Source organism: Streptomyces sp. ADI95-17, from assembly GCF_003846175.1.
In the GTDB taxonomy this organism is placed as follows: Bacteria; Actinomycetota; Actinomycetes; order Streptomycetales; family Streptomycetaceae; genus Streptomyces; species Streptomyces sanglieri.
In genome coordinates, this window is record NZ_ML123051.1 from 373,648 (window position 1) to 390,351 (window position 16,704).

The 16,704-nt window shown below is 68.5% G+C and carries 14 protein-coding genes and 5 pseudogenes; 9 read left to right on the forward strand and 10 right to left on the reverse strand.

The genetic code is table 11. From position 1 onward, the window contains the following. The coding region (locus tag EES42_RS36480; RefSeq protein WP_346775440.1) for a tyrosine-protein phosphatase at positions 1 to 746 on the forward strand (746 nt) is incomplete at its 5' end. Between the two features lie 13 nt (positions 747 to 759). On the opposite strand, the pseudogene EES42_RS36485 reads toward EES42_RS36480, so the two are convergent. Beyond that, positions 760 to 1,869 (reverse strand): annotated as a pseudogene (locus EES42_RS36485) (IS630 family transposase). Positions 1,870 to 1,943: 74 nt separating this feature from the next. After that, entirely contained in the window at positions 1,944 to 2,483 is a 540-nt protein-coding gene (locus tag EES42_RS36490; protein WP_241196826.1) for a MarR family winged helix-turn-helix transcriptional regulator, read from the reverse strand. 123 nt (positions 2,484 to 2,606) lie between these two features. Between EES42_RS36490 and EES42_RS36495 the strand changes: the two genes are divergently transcribed. Beyond that, positions 2,607 to 3,107, forward strand: a complete 501-nt coding sequence (locus EES42_RS36495; protein ID WP_124722489.1) for a cupin domain-containing protein — start codon at positions 2,607 to 2,609, stop codon at positions 3,105 to 3,107. A 795-nt stretch (positions 3,108 to 3,902) separates the two neighbouring features. On the opposite strand, the gene EES42_RS36500 is transcribed toward EES42_RS36495, so the two are convergent. The 3 genes and pseudogenes from EES42_RS36500 to EES42_RS36505 form a co-directional block, all read right to left on the reverse strand. Continuing rightward, positions 3,903 to 4,523: a LysR substrate-binding domain-containing protein gene (locus EES42_RS36500; RefSeq protein WP_241196827.1), complete on the reverse strand. Its 621-nt coding sequence runs from the start codon at positions 4,521 to 4,523 to the stop codon at positions 3,903 to 3,905. Positions 4,524 to 4,666: 143 nt separating this feature from the next. Further along, a pseudogene (locus EES42_RS47700) lies at positions 4,667 to 4,909 on the reverse strand (LysR family transcriptional regulator); the annotation flags it as partial. Positions 4,910 to 4,922: 13 nt separating this feature from the next. After that, the gene (locus EES42_RS36505; protein WP_124722490.1) at positions 4,923 to 5,525 is read right to left on the reverse strand and encodes a TetR/AcrR family transcriptional regulator; all 603 of its coding nucleotides are present in this window, start codon (positions 5,523 to 5,525) and stop codon (positions 4,923 to 4,925) included. Positions 5,526 to 5,622: 97 nt separating this feature from the next. Here EES42_RS36505 and EES42_RS36510 point away from each other — a divergent pair, with 97 nt between their 5' ends. Continuing rightward, positions 5,623 to 6,069 (forward strand): tautomerase family protein, encoded by a 447-nt coding sequence (locus tag EES42_RS36510; protein ID WP_124722491.1) that lies wholly within the window; start codon positions 5,623 to 5,625, stop codon positions 6,067 to 6,069. A 228-nt stretch (positions 6,070 to 6,297) separates the two neighbouring features. Here the strand turns inward: EES42_RS36510 and EES42_RS45780 are convergent. The 3 genes and pseudogenes from EES42_RS45780 to EES42_RS36525 all read right to left on the reverse strand — a co-directional run. Continuing rightward, positions 6,298 to 6,520: pseudogene (locus EES42_RS45780) on the reverse strand (transposase); the annotation flags it as partial. A gap of 65 nt (positions 6,521 to 6,585) precedes the next feature. Beyond that, positions 6,586 to 7,830, reverse strand: coding sequence for an MFS transporter (locus tag EES42_RS36520; RefSeq protein WP_241196828.1), 1,245 nt, complete (start codon positions 7,828 to 7,830; stop codon positions 6,586 to 6,588). Positions 7,831 to 8,135: 305 nt separating this feature from the next. Next, on the reverse strand, positions 8,136 to 8,963 hold the full coding sequence (locus EES42_RS36525) for an SDR family NAD(P)-dependent oxidoreductase (RefSeq protein WP_124722492.1): 828 nt from the start codon (positions 8,961 to 8,963) through the stop codon (positions 8,136 to 8,138). A 282-nt stretch (positions 8,964 to 9,245) separates the two neighbouring features. On the opposite strand from EES42_RS36525, the gene EES42_RS36530 reads away from it, so the two are divergent. The 4 genes and pseudogenes from EES42_RS36530 to EES42_RS36545 all read left to right on the forward strand — a co-directional run. After that, entirely contained in the window at positions 9,246 to 10,451 is a 1,206-nt protein-coding gene (locus EES42_RS36530; RefSeq protein WP_124722493.1) for a serine hydrolase domain-containing protein, read from the forward strand. Between the two features lie 25 nt (positions 10,452 to 10,476). Beyond that, the gene (locus tag EES42_RS36535) at positions 10,477 to 11,211 is read left to right on the forward strand and encodes a TetR/AcrR family transcriptional regulator (protein ID WP_241196829.1); all 735 of its coding nucleotides are present in this window, start codon (positions 10,477 to 10,479) and stop codon (positions 11,209 to 11,211) included. Continuing rightward, a pseudogene (locus EES42_RS46795) lies at positions 11,207 to 11,561 on the forward strand (phosphatase); the annotation flags it as partial. The gene EES42_RS36535 and the pseudogene EES42_RS46795, both read left to right, overlap by 5 nt. A 101-nt stretch (positions 11,562 to 11,662) precedes the next feature. Then, positions 11,663 to 11,862 (forward strand): annotated as a pseudogene (locus tag EES42_RS36545) (2OG-Fe(II) oxygenase); the annotation flags it as partial. Positions 11,863 to 12,106: 244 nt separating this feature from the next. Here EES42_RS36545 and EES42_RS36555 read toward each other — a convergent pair. After that, on the reverse strand, positions 12,107 to 12,319 hold the full coding sequence (locus EES42_RS36555; protein ID WP_206433770.1) for a hypothetical protein: 213 nt from the start codon (positions 12,317 to 12,319) through the stop codon (positions 12,107 to 12,109). Positions 12,320 to 13,856: 1,537 nt separating this feature from the next. Between EES42_RS36555 and EES42_RS36565 the strand changes: the two genes are divergently transcribed. Beyond that, positions 13,857 to 14,123 (forward strand): hypothetical protein, encoded by a 267-nt coding sequence (locus EES42_RS36565; protein WP_124722496.1) that lies wholly within the window; start codon positions 13,857 to 13,859, stop codon positions 14,121 to 14,123. 710 nt (positions 14,124 to 14,833) lie between these two features. Here the strand turns inward: EES42_RS36565 and EES42_RS36580 are convergent. Further along, on the reverse strand, positions 14,834 to 15,898 hold the full coding sequence (locus tag EES42_RS36580) for an alpha/beta hydrolase family protein (RefSeq protein WP_124722498.1): 1,065 nt from the start codon (positions 15,896 to 15,898) through the stop codon (positions 14,834 to 14,836). 113 nt (positions 15,899 to 16,011) lie between these two features. Between EES42_RS36580 and EES42_RS36585 the strand changes: the two genes are divergently transcribed. Then, on the forward strand, positions 16,012 to 16,647 hold the full coding sequence (locus tag EES42_RS36585) for a GNAT family N-acetyltransferase (protein WP_124722499.1): 636 nt from the start codon (positions 16,012 to 16,014) through the stop codon (positions 16,645 to 16,647). Positions 16,648 to 16,704 lie beyond the last annotated feature (57 nt).

Below are 16,704 nucleotides of genomic sequence, written 5' to 3' on the forward strand. Positions count from 1 at the left end.
GAAACAGCCGGTTGAACGTGAAAACGTACAGTGAGCCGATGACGACCAATGGGGTGGGAACAGCGGCGCAGGCCGGTATCGATGGGGTGCGAAACTTCCGGGACGCCGGCGGACTCGGTGGATTGCCGCCGGGTGTCCTCTACCGGTCCGGGGCGTTGCACGCGATGTCGGCGAAGGGGGCACACAAGCTGGAGGGCCTGGGAGTGCGGGCGGTCGTTGACCTGCGCAGCCGCCCCGAGGTCACCGACCGGCCGGATTCCTTGCACGAGGCGGCGATCAGGTACCTGCATGTTCCGGTGTTCACCGAACAGCGATGGCCGCAGGAGCAGATGGAGCTCTACCCGTCGATGGCCGAACATTCCGGACGTGCTGTGCTGGCAGTGCTACGACACCTGCGTACCGAGGGCAAGGGACCAGTGCTCGTCCACTGTGCATCGGGGAAGGACAGGACCGGTGTCGTGATCGCCCTTGTGCAGACACTGTTCGGGGCGTCCGAGGCAGAGGTAGTCGCGGACTTCGTGCGTTCCAACACCGAGCTGGGTCTGCCCGTCGCACAGCCGTCAGGCCCACGGGGACACAACACCCTGCCGGTCACGGCCGGGCACCTTCGTCGCGCGCTCCTGTGGATCCGCAGCCACCACGGTTCTGTACCCGCCTACCTCCAGGCTCAGGGCGCCACAGAGGAAAACCTCTCCATACTGCCCGAGAAGACATCAGCGACCCACCTGCCTGCCACTCCTTCTTGACCTCCACCGCTCATCAAAGAGACACGCTCTGGTCTTCTGAGTCAGGAATTCTGTTCGGATAGCTGGCGAGGCGTTCGAGGATCTCGTCTGCGGTCTTGGTCCGGACGTAGGGCCTGGGGTCGGTGTTCCATGCGGCGATCCAGGTCCGGATGTCCTTCTCCAGGGACTGGACAGATCTGTGGACGCCTCGCCGTATCTGCTTGCTCGTCAGCTCGGCGAACCATCGCTCCACCAGGTTGAGCCAGGACGATCCGGTGGGTGTGAAGTGCAGGTGGAACCGTGTGTGTGCCAGCAGCCAGGTCTTGATGGCCGGGGTCTTGTGGGTGGCGTAGTTGTCCAGCACCAGGTGGACCTCGAGGCCGGCCGGGACTTCCTTGTCGAGCCTGATGAGGAACTTCTTGAACTCCTCGGCGCGGTGGCGGCGGTGCAGGGAGCCGATCACTCTGCCGGTGGCGACCTCCAGAGCGGCGAACAGGGTGGTGGTGCCGACGCGTACGTAGTCGTGGGTGGTCCGCTGCGGAACCCCGGGCAGCACCGGCTGAGAGCGGTCCAGGGCCTGGATCTGCGACTTCTCGTCGGCGCAGAACACCAAAGCTCTCTCAGGCGGGTCCAGGTAGAGGCCGACGACGTCGTGGACCTTGTCGATGAAGTACGGATCCGTCGACAGCAGAGACGTCTCCGAGCGGTGCGGGGCTGCAGGCCGAACGCCCGCCAGATCCGCGACACGGTCGACTGCGACAGGCCCAGTTCCTTCGCCATCGAACGCGTCGACCAGTGGGTTGCGTTCTTCGGCGTGGACTCCAGCGTTCTGGCGACCAGCGCCGCCACCTGCTCATCCGTCACCGTCCGCGGGCCACCCGGACGCGGCATGTCGCCCAGCCCGGCAATTCGATACTGCACGAACCGGGCCCGCCAACGGCCCACCGCATGGGGCGTGGACCCGAGCTGAGCGGCCACGTCCTTGTTCGAGACACCCCGGGCGCAGGCCAGGACAATCCGACACCGCAGGGCCCACGCCTGCGGTGTCGAACGGCGCCGCACCCCCCTCAAGAGCGGCCCGCTCCTCGTCCGACAACGTCAACTCAGCCTTCGGCCGCCCCGTCCGTAGGGCGACCAGAGCCACTTCAACTCAGTCGACACCATCTCGCCGTCAGCCGCGTTCGCCCGGCCGTGCCCTCGCACCAGGGTCACTCGGCCCTACTCGATCGCCTGGAGCAGGGTGCGCAGGGCGTGGTCGAGGGTTTCGCGTTCGTCGGGGGTGAGGGCGGAGAGGAGGCGGGATTCGTTGGCGGCGTGATCGGTGACCGCGGCGTCGACGACTTCGTGGCCGTGGTCGGTGAGTGCGACACGGAAACTGCGGCGGTCGGTGGGATCGAGGCGGCGTTCCACCAGGCCGTCCGCCTCCAGGCGGTCCAGGCGGTTGGTCATGCCGGCACGGGAGAGCATCAGGGTCTTCGCGAGGGCGGACGGGATCAGGGTGTACGGAGGTCCGGATCGGCGCAGTGCGGCCAGGACATCGAACTCACCCCGTCGCAGCCCGTGCTGGGCGAAGACCCCTTCGAGGATGGGTGTGAGGAGGAGCGAGAGCTGACCCAGCCGCCCGAAGACCCCCACCGCCGACAGGTCCAGGTCCGGCCGTTCCCTGCGCCACTGGTCGAGGATCTGATCGACAGCGTCCTTGGGGCTTTGGCGCGTCTCGGCAGCCACGCCCTGCTTGGTCCCGTCTTCCTTCGTCACGTCTCCATCTTATTCGACGGCTGATAGTTAGCTGTCGTACTATTCGACATGGAATCACTTCTGCCGATCGCGGTCCCGGCTTGCGTCCGGGACCGGATGCGGTTCTGACGACTGGAGGGGCGTATGTCCTTGATCACTCCCAATGCCCAGGGCGGAATCCTGGTCCGGGATGCCGAGGCCGAGCTGTTGGGCAGCGCCGACAGCACCGTGCGGCTCTTTGCCGACGCGAGTACCACCGGCGGGGCCGTGAGCGCCCAGCGGGTGACCCTGACCGCGGGCACCGACGGAGCCTCGCCTCACCGCCACACCGGGTCCGCAGAGCTCTTCTTCGTGCTCGGCGGCCGGCTTCAGGCACTGGCCGGGGACAGTGTGATCACCGCGGACGAGGGGGACTTCCTCCTCGTGCCGCCAGGACTGCCGCACGCCTTCGCCGCCGAACCCGACGCGGGCGCCGACGTACTGATCGTCATCACCCCCGGCGTCGAGCGCTTCGACTACTTCCGGCTGCTGGACCGCGTCAGCAAGGGCACGGCCGATCCGCGGGAACTCCTCGATTCGCAAGAACGCTTCGACAACTTCTTCGTGGAGAGCGCCACCTGGCAACGAGCCCGTCCGCGTCGCTGATCGCCCGATCGCCTGGAGCGAGGCATCGTTCGCCGAGGGCGACGACGGGCACCCTCGCCTGCGGGTTCTTCGCAGAGGCCCACGGTGTCATGATGCAGGGTGACGATCACGGTGGCTGCGGCGTCGCGAAGGTCTGCCGAGCGGCAACATAAAGACGGCCGGCACAGTTGCCGTGCTCGTCGCCCTGGAACAGGGGCTGCCGTTCCTGATCCGCAAGGACTGCAACACCGTCGGCGTCGTCGCCCCAATCGTCTAATAGCGCCTATGGCAGGGGCGGCCCACGACTGTCCTTCCTGCCACCGCTCACCGCGGCTGGCCCAGTGTCCCCAGCCGAGCATGGGGTCCGCCCATCCTGCTCCCGAGGTCGGACGGGCGGACCGGGCTCACTGCCACCGCACCCACTGGACGAACTGTCCCGCGGTAGCGATGAATCCGAACGCAACGGTCAGCGGGTCGGTGAGTACCAGGTACTCAGGTGAGAGCTGGGTGCTCCTACGGCACGTACAGGACGAAGCATGCATCGAGCGGGAGCACGACGGCCCACAGGGACCGCACGGACTGCTGCGTCGTCGGGGCGGGAGGCGCGGCCGGGGTCGTGGCGTCCGTGCGCGACGAGGACCAGGCGGTCCGGAGTCGGAAAGGCGGACGGGTCCGGTTGGGCCGAGGAGGATCATGTCCCACGAGTGCAGGGGCAGTCCGGCGGCGTCGGGAACCTGGAATCTGTGCAGGCGAAGACCCGAGAGAAGCACGGCCGCAGGAAGCGGTTCCGGAGAAGGACAGGTACGGGCTAAAGCCTCATTTCTGCTCACTGGTCAGGAACGGTGCCATGCGTGGGCCAGGGCTACGGCCAGGGCGCGGAAGAATTTGACCTCGGAATTGGTGTCGTCGGTGCGGATGGCGAGGTGGGTGCTGTCCCACGGGGCGTCGAAGGACGGGCACGAATACCGCCCCCGGCCAGGCGTAGTAGCGCGCGAAGGACTTCAGCCCCGAGCCTGCCGCCCGGCCGGTGACCACGTGAGTGAGTACCTCTTGCGGGGTCACCGCGAAGTCTGTGCTGCGGCGGTGTGCCTCCCTGCCGAAGTACAGATGTTCGGCGAAGACGTGTGGAGTGTGCCGGGGCGCGCGGAAGAAAGGTAGTGAGGCGATGTCCTGGATCCGGAGACCTGTGCTGTGTGCGTCGGCGAGCGGCGACGCTTGAGGCACCGCGACGATGCGCTGATCGGTAATCATGCTGTCGCAGGTGATCCGCTCATCGTCGGGGGCGGGGCGTACGAAGGCGATGTCCACGTGGTGCTCGACGAGTGCGCTGACGTGCTCGGTGAAGTCCAGCTGGAGCGGCTCGACGGGGACATCGGGGCGGGCGCGGCGGTAGGCGTTGATGGCGGCGGGGGTGAGCTCGGCCGAGCCATGGCCCATGATGCCGACCGGCAGGGGGCGAGGGGCTGTCGGTTCGTGCCGGGCGGCCTCGGCCACTTCATCCAGGGCGGCATTGGCTGCGGCGAGCAGGGTGCGAGCATGACGGGCCAGCCTCTTCCCGGCGGGAGTGGGCGTGACGGGTGGCGGTGCAGCAGGCGGGTGCCGAGTTCGTTCTCCGGCCGCCGCACATGCTGGGTGACGGCCGGCGGAGGCAGGAACAGCCGCGCAGCGGCTCGCCCGAAGTGGCCTTCCTCGACCACCGCCAGGAACGAGGACAGCACGCGAAGATCCATGCCTGCCGGCATAAAGACTCTCCTGCGCTGCGCTCGTCCTGCTCCACCGCAGCACGACGGACGGCAGGACCGGGACATGATCCGACACCACATCTCTCCTGCGAGCTCACATCGACGACGACCCTGAGCCCCTGATCGCGCCGCTGACCAACGCGTGGAGCTGCGCAGCCGTGTGGTCGAGGGGGTCCGTGCTGCGCTTGGCCCGGCACATGGCCACCGCACCCTCGATGGCGGCGACGACCAGCGTCGCGATCTGCGCGGCTTGTTCGGCTTCCACTCCGTGGTTGCGCAAGGAGGTGGCGAGCAGGCCCGCCCATGTGTCGAGGACCTCCGCCGCGGCCTCCAGGGCGGGCGGGATCTCGTCGGCCCGGGGTTCCTCGATGGCGACCGCCAGGACGGGGCAGCCTGCGTGGAAGTCGCTCTCGACCAGGATCGTCCGGTACACGTCGACGAACGCCATGAGTCCCGCGTCCGGGCCTGTGCCGGGTTCCCCCCGGAACGCGCGGACCGCCCACTTGCCTGCGTACCGGACTGCTTCCGTGGCCAGCTGCTGCTTGCCCTCGGGGAAGAAGTGATACGTCGAGCCGAGCGGTGTCCCGGCGTGTTCGGCCATCTTCCGGATGCTCATCGCGCTCAGCCCGCGCCGGCTGATCATGTCGGCGGCACCGGCCACGATCCGCTCGCGCGACGACGTACCGCTCTCCGTCATCCCACACACCCTTCCTTGCGCATAACAACTGTCATATCGTAGCGTGATCTCGATATAACGATTGTTATACGCCTCCGGCGTTACCGAAGGAGCCACCATGCCGATGATCCGGCTTACCGTCCCGTCAGGGGCCCTCACCGAGGTGGGGCGCGCCACCGTCCAGCGTGACCTGGCCGCTGTCGTCCTGCGCTGGGAGGGCATGCCCGACACCGCGTTCTTCCGCTCCCTGACCTGGAGCTATCTCGTCGAGTTGCCCGAGGACGCGCAGGTCACGGCGGAGGACGACACCCCGCGCTTCCTCGCGGAGATCACCGTGCCCGGGGGCGCCCTCTCGGAAAGCCGCCGGGCCGGCCTGGTGGAGGAGGTCACGAAGACCGTTCTGGCGGCCGCCGGGCTGCCGCCGCAAGAGGCGCTGCGGGTGTGGGTGCTGATCCATGAACAGCCCGACGGCACCTGGGGCGCGGGCGGCTCGGTCGTCCGCTACGCCGACCTTGCCGCCCTGGCCCAGAAGGAACGTGCGGGCGTGACGGAAGCCCGGGGCTAGGCGGGGGCTCGCGTTCTTTCGGGAGGTTGTGGACGGGTGATGCATATCGGCTGAGGGATCTTGAACGGGTGAGGGCCTTCCGGTTCGGTGTGGATTGCGACGTCTACACCAACCGAAAGGCCCTCGTGCCCACCGTAATGCACCCCTGCTGCCGATCCTCACGATCCGTCCACCCTGGATTAGCGGCCGGTGAACTGCTTGCCGTTGTCCGTCGGCGTCTCCGAGGGGACCCCGTAGCGGCGCATCGCCTCGATGAACGCCTTTTGGCCCGTACGTGGGCGGAGCCCAGGACCACGCGGGTCAGGTCGAGCAGGCCGCACTCGTCGATACGGTCGAGCACCGCCTCGTGCAGCCGGCCCCAACACCGGCCCTGGACCAGATGACGAAGCGCCGGTGGGCAGTGGACTTCGAGACCCCCGAAACATGGCGGCAGAGCCCGCCAGGCGCACCCCTTCTTGCCGTTGAGGTACACCGGTCAGGATTCAGCCGCCGCCGACACATCGTGGGGCGGGTGTTTCATTCCGCTGGTGAGGCTGGTTTCTCGTTGGTCGTCCTCGCGATGGGCGTGGCCTGCGGGTGGGGTGTGACGGATGTGGTGTCTGCTGCCGCGTCGCTGGACGCGGTCATCTTGAGGAGGGGGAGTGCGGCGATGAGTGTTCCGGCGGTGAGGAGGATGCTCAGGACGCCGACGCCCATGTTGTCCATGATCGCGCCGACGGCCAGGGGGCCGATGCCTGCGCCGAGTGCTCCGGCGCCGCTGAGGGCAGCCACCCACCGTCCGGTGGAGTCGATGACCGAGGCGGCGGCGAGTATCTGTACCAGGACGGCCAGCCAGCACGTCTGCCAGACGACGGCGGTGGCGATGAACAGGGTGGGGCTGTGGGTGACGATGAGGAGTCCCGTGCTGAACGCTTCGACGACGACGAACCCGGTCATCGAGCGCAGGCGGCCGAAACGCTTGACGGCGAGCGGTCCGGCTATGGCTCCGGCGAGTGCGACGACGCTGGAGATGGCCAGGACGGCGGAGAGCGCAGAGGCAGACATGCCGGTGTGGCCGCGCCCCAGGAGGGAGGCGTAGGACCAGACTCCCTGCGTGACGGCCATCAGGAGGCCCGCGCCGACCAGCAGCACGGCTGAGGGACGGGCCGGCCGGGAGGCTGCGCTGGGGGCGGTCGCGGAAGGACTGCTCGCCGGGCCCGGGCCGTCGGGGAGGTGACCCACCAGGAACCAGCCAGGCAAGCAACACACGGCCAGCAGGAAGAAGCCGGTTCCCCCGCCTGCGGACTCGTTGACGGCGGGGACGGCGAGGAGCAGCAGGGCACTCGTGAACAGCGCGCCGGTGATGGTGATCGAGGAGGTCTTGTCGGCGTCGTCGCCGGCGCCGGCCATGGCGGCGGTGGAGGCGGCGTAGACGGCTCCGAGTCCGGCGCCGAGCAGCAGGCTGGCCGCGATCAGCGTCAGGATGTCGAAGGCGATGGCGGCGCCGATGAATCCCGCAGCGGCCAGGGCCAGCCCGCCTCGGGCCATCCGGACGCGTCCGGGGCGGGCGGCGCGGTTGGCGAGCAGGAGGGTGGCGATCGCGACCGCCATCAGCTGGCTGGCGGCGACGAGTCCGGCGCTGGTGCTGGACAGGTCGAAGCGGTCGGCGAAGTCGTCCACGAAGACGGGCATCACGTTACTGCCGCTGCTGCCGAGCGCGAATCCGGCGATCAGGGCAGCAGCGACGGCGAACGTCAGCGCGGGGCCGCTGTTCGTTTTCACCGAATGCCCCTTGCGCGGAGGGTCGCCTGGCAGGCGGGCGCGGGAGCGGGAGGGAAGAGGAGCATCGTCAGAGACCTCGGAACTGGTAGGCGGTCGGGTGCCGTGGCGGCAAAGGGAGCCTCCAGGCAGAGAGGGGATTCTCGACCCGGACGCGTTTGGCGGCGCAGGCCGGCGGCTGGCGGCCGGTCGCCGGCCTGACGTCTTCACGATCGAGGTGGTGAAGCGGTGCTCGTCGCCGTCGCGGCCAGGTCACCGGGTGATGGCGGCTCGGCACCGGGGCGTCGGTGGTCCCCGGGCCTGGGCGGTCAGGCATTGACCTTCCGCAGCAGACGGGTCGGAAGCCCGGCCAGCAGGTATTCGACGACGGCCCAGGGCACTCGGGGCACTGTCGCGTGGACGGCGCCGGACTCGATACGGTCCATGATCTTGCGGGCGTTCGTGTGGGTGTCGATGAGGAACGGTCGTTTGTCGCCCAGAGCTTCGTTGATCGGGGTGTCGATGTAGCCGGGGGCGACCGTGGTCACGGCGATGTTGCTGTTCCACAGCTCGCCTCGGAGCGACTGAAGGTACCTCGTGAGCCCTGCCTTGGAGGCGCAGTACGGCGTCCCGCCCGGCAGGCCCGCCGTGGCCACGACGGAGGTGAAGCCCACCACCTGCCCGCCGAACTTGCTGCGGAAGTGTGCGACGGCCGCGTCGATGGTCGCCATCGCACCCAGCAGATTGACGTCGACCACCGCGCGGTGCGCCTCGAAGTGGCCCTCCCTGATGTTGCCCCCTACGTCGACCCCCGCGTTGGCGATGACCATTGCGAGTCCGTCGAATTGCCGGGCCGTGTCGTCGATCGTCCGTGTCACGGCCTTGTGCTCGGTCACGTCGAGGGCGGCCACGGTCACCGAACGCTGCGGGAACGCGGCGGTGAACTGCGCCCGCAGTTCTTCCGGGAGCTCGATTCTGCGCGCGGTGAGGTACACGTCGTAGCCGCGGGCGCACAGCTCGGCTGTCAGCGCCTTGCCGATGCCCGAGCTGGCACCGGTCAGGAACGCGGTTCTCGCGGGCAGCGGGGGCAGGCCCGGGTCGACGAAGGGCAGCTTCCCGAGCAGGCGGCGCGCGGTGGGCAGCTCAGTGCCGCTCATCGGTCACAGTTCCTGTGATCCGCGAGCGCCTTCACCGTGCGTCCGCCCGGGCGGGCCTGCAGCACAGCTCTTCTTGGATGGCTGTCATGAGCTGTCCTTCGTGGAGTTCGGGAGGGGGTCCAACGACCCCGTCGTCATCATGACCACTCACTCAAAGTGTGTCAACGGTGGTGACACCGACGCTGACACCAGAGTTAGCACCAGTGTTGACACCGATGGATCGGCGAGCCAGGGTGAGGGTGCCGAAGCTCGGCATGTCCATGCGATGAAAGGGCTTTAGTAATGCGCATTGAAGCGGGTGGGTGGCTGCTGGGAGCCGCCGCAGCGGGCGCCGGGGCAGTGTGGCTGTGGTGCCACCAGGACGAGGTGATGACCGGCCGCCCGGTCAATGAGTGGACGTTCACTCACATGAATCTCCTCATGCCCACCGAAGACGTCCGCCGCAGCGGGGATGTGTTCCCCCTGCCCCGGCGACCGCGCCCCCTGGAAGTGACCTACGGCTTCGAGGGGCGGGAGCGGAGCCTTGCCGAACTGCACACTCGGACGAACACCACCTCCTTCGTCGTGCTGCATGGCGGCGAGATCGTCCACGAGTCGTATCCGGGGTGCTTCGCCGGGGACGACGTACGGTTCCAGATGTTCTCGATATCCAAATCGGTGACGTCGATGCTGATCGGGATCGCCCTCGACGAGGGGGCGATCAAGGATGTGACCGAGCCGGTGACGGCGTACTGCAGGGGGCTGGCGGGCTCCGCCTTCGAGGGCGTGACCATCGAGCATCTGCTCGACATGAGCAGCGGCGTGGGTGACCTGGTGGAGGACTACACCGTCGGGGAGAGTCTGATCAGCCGGTTCACCAAGGCCGCTACAGGGGGCGGTTCGCTGCACGAGGTCGTGTCCTCAGCCGAGCGTTCGACCGAGGCCGGCACGCAGTTCGCCTACTCGACGATCGACACCCAGGTCCTGGGATGGGTGCTGGAGTCCGCCATCGGCCGCTCCCTCGCGCAGTACGCCGCGGAGCGCCTCTGGAGCCGCATCGGCGCCGAGCACGACGCGTACTACTGGCTCACCCGCAAGCATCCGCGTACCGCGATCGCCGGCGGCTCACTCAATGCCACCGCCCGCGACATGGCCCGGCTGGGACTGCTGATGTCCCGTGGCGGAGAGCTGAACGGGCAGCGCATCCTGCCCGAGGAATGGGTGACGCGCAGCCGGGGCCGCGGGGTGCCTCACCTGGAGGTCGGCGCGCTGGGCCCCAGCGGCTACCCGCATTACGGGTACAGCAACAAGTGGTGGACACTCGGCGGCGAGCGACGTCCGTTCACCGCGGTGGGGATCCACGGCCAGTACCTGTATGTGGACCCGGACGCCGACGTGGTGATCGTCAAGACCAGCGCCTGGCCGACGGCGGACGACCCCTCACGTGACGCGGAGTCCATCACGGCACTGCGGGCGGTGGCCGACCACCTGCAGGAGAACCACCGTTGACAACGCCGTCGATAAGATGACAGCCATGACACGCGCGAAGACCAAATCGGCAGGAGCCACTCCTGCGGGGCGGACACGGCGTTCGGCATCCTTCCTCACCCCGGATCTGATCCTGGACACCGCAATGGCCGTGATCGAGAGGGACGGTCCGCAGGCGCTCACCTTCCGTCGGCTGGGCACTGATCTGGGCGCCGACCACACAGCCGTCCTGCGGCACTTCCGCGGCAAGGACGACCTGCTGCTCGGCCTGGCCGCCCGGCTGGTCAGCGACGCCCTGCACGACTTCGCACCGTCGGAAAGCTGGCGCGAAACCCTCGCGTCGCTCGCCCGACGGATCCGTGCCGCATGCCTGCATCACCCGGGCGTGGCCGTCCTGGTCGCGACCCGCACCTCGCGGCGCGAGCCGGAGTTCCAGAGCGCCGACGTGGTCATCGGCGCCCTGCTCCAGGCCGGCCTCCAGGGACGCGAAGCGGCCTCGTACTACCGAGTCCTGGCCGAAATGGCACTCGCCGCCAGCGCCTTCGAGGCTTCCTTCAACATGCTGGACAAGGCCGCTCAGGAAGGCGACCGGCTGGCCTGGCGCCGCGAGTACCTGACGGCCTCGCCACAGCGGTACCCGAACCTGGCACAGGTCGCCCCCTATCTCGCGGAAATCGACGAAGAAGACCAGTTCGAGACCGCGATCGGCCTGCTCCTCGACGCCGTGGAACTCCGCGCGCAGCGCGCCCGCGGGCAAGGAAGCGAACACACGGAGAGCTGACGCCTCGTCGGGCAACAGCCCAATTGGCGAAGCCGCGCAACCCCGGCGGAGTCCCTGCCGGTCTGGGGAGACGTGGCCGCCATCGACCTCGACTTCGCCAAGTGGACGGGCGAGGGGGCAGCGGGCAGGCGCGGGGGCACATCCGGCTGAGGCGGGCAGCCCTGGTACCGGACCGGGGGTGGCCCGAGGGCTACGTGACTCCGGGCGACGATCTACCCAGCGACGCGAGTCGCCTGCTGTCGCAAGCGATACGGCGTGACGATGCCCCGCAGGCCACTGTCATACCCGACCGGGAGGCGATCGAGCGGGTACTCGGCAGTCCGCGGCTTGTCCGTGCCCTGGTGCCCGGCTGGTCCTCGACCCCTTCGATGCCGCCGACCACGCCCGCGCGGCCCTGGCCCTACACCACCCGGCAGCCGGCCGGATCACCGTGCACCCCACGCCCGGCACCGATGCCCTGCACCGCGACGTATTCGGTGACATGTTCTTCCCGCTCCAGGTCGTCATCGGCCTCGACGTCTCCCCAGCACCGACTACACCGGCGGCGAGTTCCTGATGACCGAATAACGCGCACAGTCACGTGGATCGGCCACCACTCTGCTCCAGGGCCACGGGCTGGTATTCACTACCCGCGACCGATCGGTCACTACAGGCGAGGCTGGTCGAAGGTGGAGGCTCGTCGCCGCAGGTCACGGACTGGCGGCCCTGCCCCTCTCCCTCGCCGCCGCACTGCCGGGCACGGCCGGCATCCGGCTCTCCGCGCCCCGCCTGGTCCACCGCACCGAGGTGCTCCATCCCCGGGCCCCGGTGGCCGTCGCGCAGGAGTTCATCACCGGGCTCACCGGCTGACCCCGAGCAGGCGACGGCACCGGCGGCCGGGCCCGGGGCGGCGGGGTCAGCGGGTGCGGTCGACGAGGAACGGGAGCAGCGCGAGGATTTCGCCGAGCGCGGCCGGGGCGAGCGGAACGCTCTCCAGGCTGCGCCGGGTGCTGTCCAGCTGCAGGTGGGCCTCGGCCAGGGTGGCGGAGCGTCCGCCGGCCTCCTCGACGAGCTCGGCCGAAGTCGGGTACGGGGCAGGCCGCCCGGCACAGCGACCTTCCACCGCCATCGCGCACCGCCGTCTCCCGGCCTCGCCTGAGCCTGACGCACCAGGCCCGGCAGACCCGACCCCAGCCCTGAGCACCGACGACCTGCACTTCATGTGGCGCGGCTGCGCCCCGGAGGCGGTCGACGCGATCACCGAGGCCTGCTACGTGACGGTCACGGATCGCGAGTACGGCCCGCACACGCGGCTGTGGGAGGTCCTGGAGAAGGTCGCCTCCCGGCCCGCCCCGGTGGACCATACGGCCGCGCTCCTGGCCCCGAGGTCGCCTAGCCCGGCGCTGCTGCGGGCGTCGCGGTCGACCGAGCCTCGTCCGCTGATGGCGCACGAACTGGCGGGTCGGGAGGTGTGCTGGCGGTGCGGTGAGCCCGCCGGGGGAGGGCACGCACGCCTGGGACGACTGTGGTGCCTTCCAGCTGCTGTCCATCCACGCCTTCAAGTGCGCGGCAGGCACGGCTGGACGAACAGCACGGGTGGGGGCTGACGTCTGACCCGTCGCCCTGTCCGGTCAGCACCGCACAGACCGCCGCCCCGACCGATTGGACCCTGTTGGCGAATTCAGATGTTGAGCCCGGTGCGAGCTGAAGCTCGCACCGGGCTCTCCTGTCCAGGCCAGTGCTGAGGTGCGAGGATGCGGAAGTGGTGACGGAAGCAGAGTGGGAGCGAGTTCAAGGTGAGCTGCGCTTCGGTCACGTCTTCACTGGCACTGTTGTCCGAGTGCCCAGGCCCGGGGCGATCGGTGTCTTCGTGGACATTGGCCTCAGTGTCGGAGGGTTCGTCGACGTCGTGCTTCTGCCTCGTCGGCGAAGCGAGGACTGGCCTGCCGAGGGAACAGTGACCGACTTCGAGGTCTGGTGGGTGCACAGCGATCACCAGCAGATACGGCTGAAGCCCTCTGACCCGCAGTACCTGTGCGAGGACTTCGCCGACTTCGTTGCCCGATTCAGGCCCAATTGGCCATCCGACATCGGCAAAGCCGTAAGGGGTCCGCGGCCATCAACTCCGTAGGTGTTGCTCAGACCTCGCTCTGTTGAAGAGCCACAAAGTGTCCCCACCGGGAAGGCAGCCCGCGCCACCCGCAGGGTCTCAGCGGGAACGTCTTCCGGCTCCGCCAGTTGCATCGAAATCGGCTGGACGATCTGTCACACGGCGCCCACTTCGACGGCCCGCGGCTGGACATCTTCGACGCCGAGCACGGGACGCTGCCGACGCAGTACTGGCCGGCCGGATCAACGTCGACCCGTACTCGGAGGACCCGCGGCGCAACGTTCCGCACATCCACCTGGAGCCGTTCCAGGACGAGGTAATGGAGTGCCTCGACCCGCAGGAGTTCGACGCGGTGATCGCCCAGGTGCGGGCGCACTGCGAACGGCTCGACGAAGTGCACACCCAGCTGGTGATGGCGTGGGCCGAGTACCGCTGAGAGCTTGCATGGTGAAGCCCCAGTCCTCTGGCTGGGGCTTCACCATGTCCCCCAGATGCGGCGGGTGGGCTGCTGCGCGACGGTGGAAGGAGCACTGACCTCACTCCCCTTTGGAGAGCCATGATCGTCAAGATGCTGCACAAAAAGGGCCTGAAGTCCGAGCACGCTTACTGCGCCGGCTTCCTCGCGATCGGCCTTTCCGTCGCCTCGTGGTTCGGGTCGATAACGGTCGAGCGCCTTGGGGTGGCTCGTGCGGATCACTGGGGCATTTACGTGGGTGAGTGGGCGCCGACGTTCTTCGCCCTCGGCCTGGCCCTCGCAAACTACGAGCACCCCGACGTCGATGTTGAGCTGGAGGCGGAGTCGCTGCACCCTGTCGCTGACTGACACCCATGTCCGGCTGTCTGCCTGTGGTCGTGTACCCGCCTGATGAATCGGGTGGGCGTCGGGTGCGTGTGGATGGGGAGATTCTCGGCATGGCCCACTCGCTTCGGGACGTCACCGAGTTTCTGCGCCGGGCTGGGATGGATGACATCAGCGAGGAGGAGGTGGCTCTGACTGGGATGATCGACTGGCGTGGTGGTGGGCCAGAACTGTGGCCGGCCCCGTGGTGAGCGAGCGGACGTACGTGTCGAAGCGGGCCTGGTGCTGGGCGGCGACAGCCAGGTCGGCGGCACGGCCGCAGGACCCGTGAATGATGTACCCGCTCGTCCGCGTGCTGGCCGCCCCCCAGCGCCCCTGTGCGGGTGCCGGTGACGTGCCGGGTGCTGGGGCCGGCCTGACAGCCCTATTACCGGTGGCTGGCCCGCCCGGTCACCGACGCCGAACTGGCCGAGGCATACCGGGCCAACGCGCTGTTCGACGCGCACCGCGACGACCCGGAGTTCGGCCACCGCTTCCTGGTGGACGAGGCCCTCTTCGTGGTCACGGGGCTTGTCCCTTGGTGCTGCGGCGGGTGCCGCAGGTTTGGACGTAGGCATCGACGGTGGGCAGGGGTGTCGGGCGGTAGCTCGCCCAGTTGTCGGCGTTCGCTTCAAAGCGCACCGGGCGGTACACGTGAACGTGCACCATGCGCCATGGCCGAGCTTGCGGGAGTGTCATGGGGTGGCGTGGCTGACGCGGCCGAGTTCCTTGAGGAACTGTCGTTGGCTGTCCAGGAATCCGTCCGCGAAGAGCGAGTGTGGGGAGAAGAGCGCGGTGAGCGTGATCTTGAGGTCCGACTGCTCAACGGACTGCTTGAGCAGTGAATGGGTCGCGTCCGGGTAATGCTTGACCGTCAAAGCGCCGCCTGCGTCCAGCACCTTGTGGTAGGTGCGCTCCGTGTCGGCGGTGTCCACGTTGATGTCATGGCCTGCGAGGGTCAGCAGCACCGGTACGCCGCGCAGGGCGCGGAGGTCTTGTGTGGCGTCCGCGGTGTAGTTCTTGGAGATGAAGCCCCAGCGGTCGGCGGTCATGCCGTCCGCGTCGCCGCGCATCGCCTTGACGTACTCCTCGAAGGTCGCGTGGCGTTCCAGCAGCCGGAGGGTGGTGTCGCTCTTGGCGGTCTCCGCCTTGGTGCGGGCTGCTGATGCGCCGTCGGCGCGCAGCTCGGCGAGGAGGTTGTAGCGGCCCTGCTGGAGCCAGTTGATGGCGGGCGAGACGGCGATGACGAAGCTCACGGGCGTCTTGGCGGCGATCTTCGGCAGGACCCAGCCCGCCTGGCTGGCGCCCCAGAGTCCGATCCGGTCGCCGTCGATGTCCGGGCGGGCGCGGGCCCAGGCGATGGCGGCGGCTGCCTCGTTGGCCCGGTCGTCCATGGACTGGTCGAGCCAGTTGCCGGGTGCGCCCGCGACGCCGGGCTTGTCCCAGGACAGGGAGGCGTACCCGGCCTTGGCGTTCGCCTCCCACATGGGCTTGTAACCGTCGTCGTGGGTGGCGTCGACGGGGCCGTCGCCGTGGACGTACACGACCAGGCCGTGGTGCTTGAGGCCGTCCCTGGGGATGGCCAGTACGCCGTTGAGGGTGTGGCCGCCGTGGCGGATCGTGACCCGCTGCTCGTCCATGTCGTAGGAGTTCTGCCACAGCACCACACCGACGAGGCCGGCGGCCACGATCAGGACCGTGACGAGTGACCACACGGCGATGCGGAGCCCGTGCCGTCGGGGCTGGGTCTTTGGACACATGGGATGGCTGCCTCTGTTCGAGTTTGAGTGGGCACCTAAACTATCATTGACAGAACGATCACTGCGAATTTGATAGATTCAGGTCGAGGTTTCGAGGAGAAAGGGAGCACAGCATGGGACTGGACGCGACAGGCCCCGGGGCCGGACCGGTGACAGTACGACGGGGTGTTCCGGCTGGAGCCGAGCGGCGGGCGGCCGAGCTGTACTGGGACGCCTTCGGCCGCAAACTCGGTCCCGCCCTGAACCCGCCGAGCAAGGCGGTGCCCTTCATCGCCGCCCACCTGAACGCCGATCGAGCGGTCTGCGCACTCCTGGACGGGCAGCTAGTCGGCCTCGCCGGCTACCAGCACGGCGGGAGGGCCCTCACCGGAGGATCGGCTTGCGCCGTACTGCGCGCGTACGGACACGTACGCGGACTGCACCGACTCCTGCTCCTCGCCCTGTTCGAACGTCACCCGGCCCCCGGACAGCTCGTCATGGACGGCATCGCCGTGGATCCGGACATGCGCGGCCGGGGCGTCGGGAGCCTGCTCATCGAGGAAGTAGCCGCCGTCGCGGCGGAGCAGGACTGCCGGGAGATCAGACTGGACGTGATCGACACCAACCCGCGCGCCAGGGCCCTGTACGAGCGGCGCGGCTTCACGGCCGTACGGACCGAGCACACGCCCTACCTGCGCGGACTGCTCGGATTCGGCGCCGTGACCACCATGCACCGCCCGGTCGGAACAAAAGGAGTGAGAGAACTGTGAGCGCCGAGACCGACCACGTCGAGGTCCCCACCCGCATGCTCGTCCACGCGCTGATCC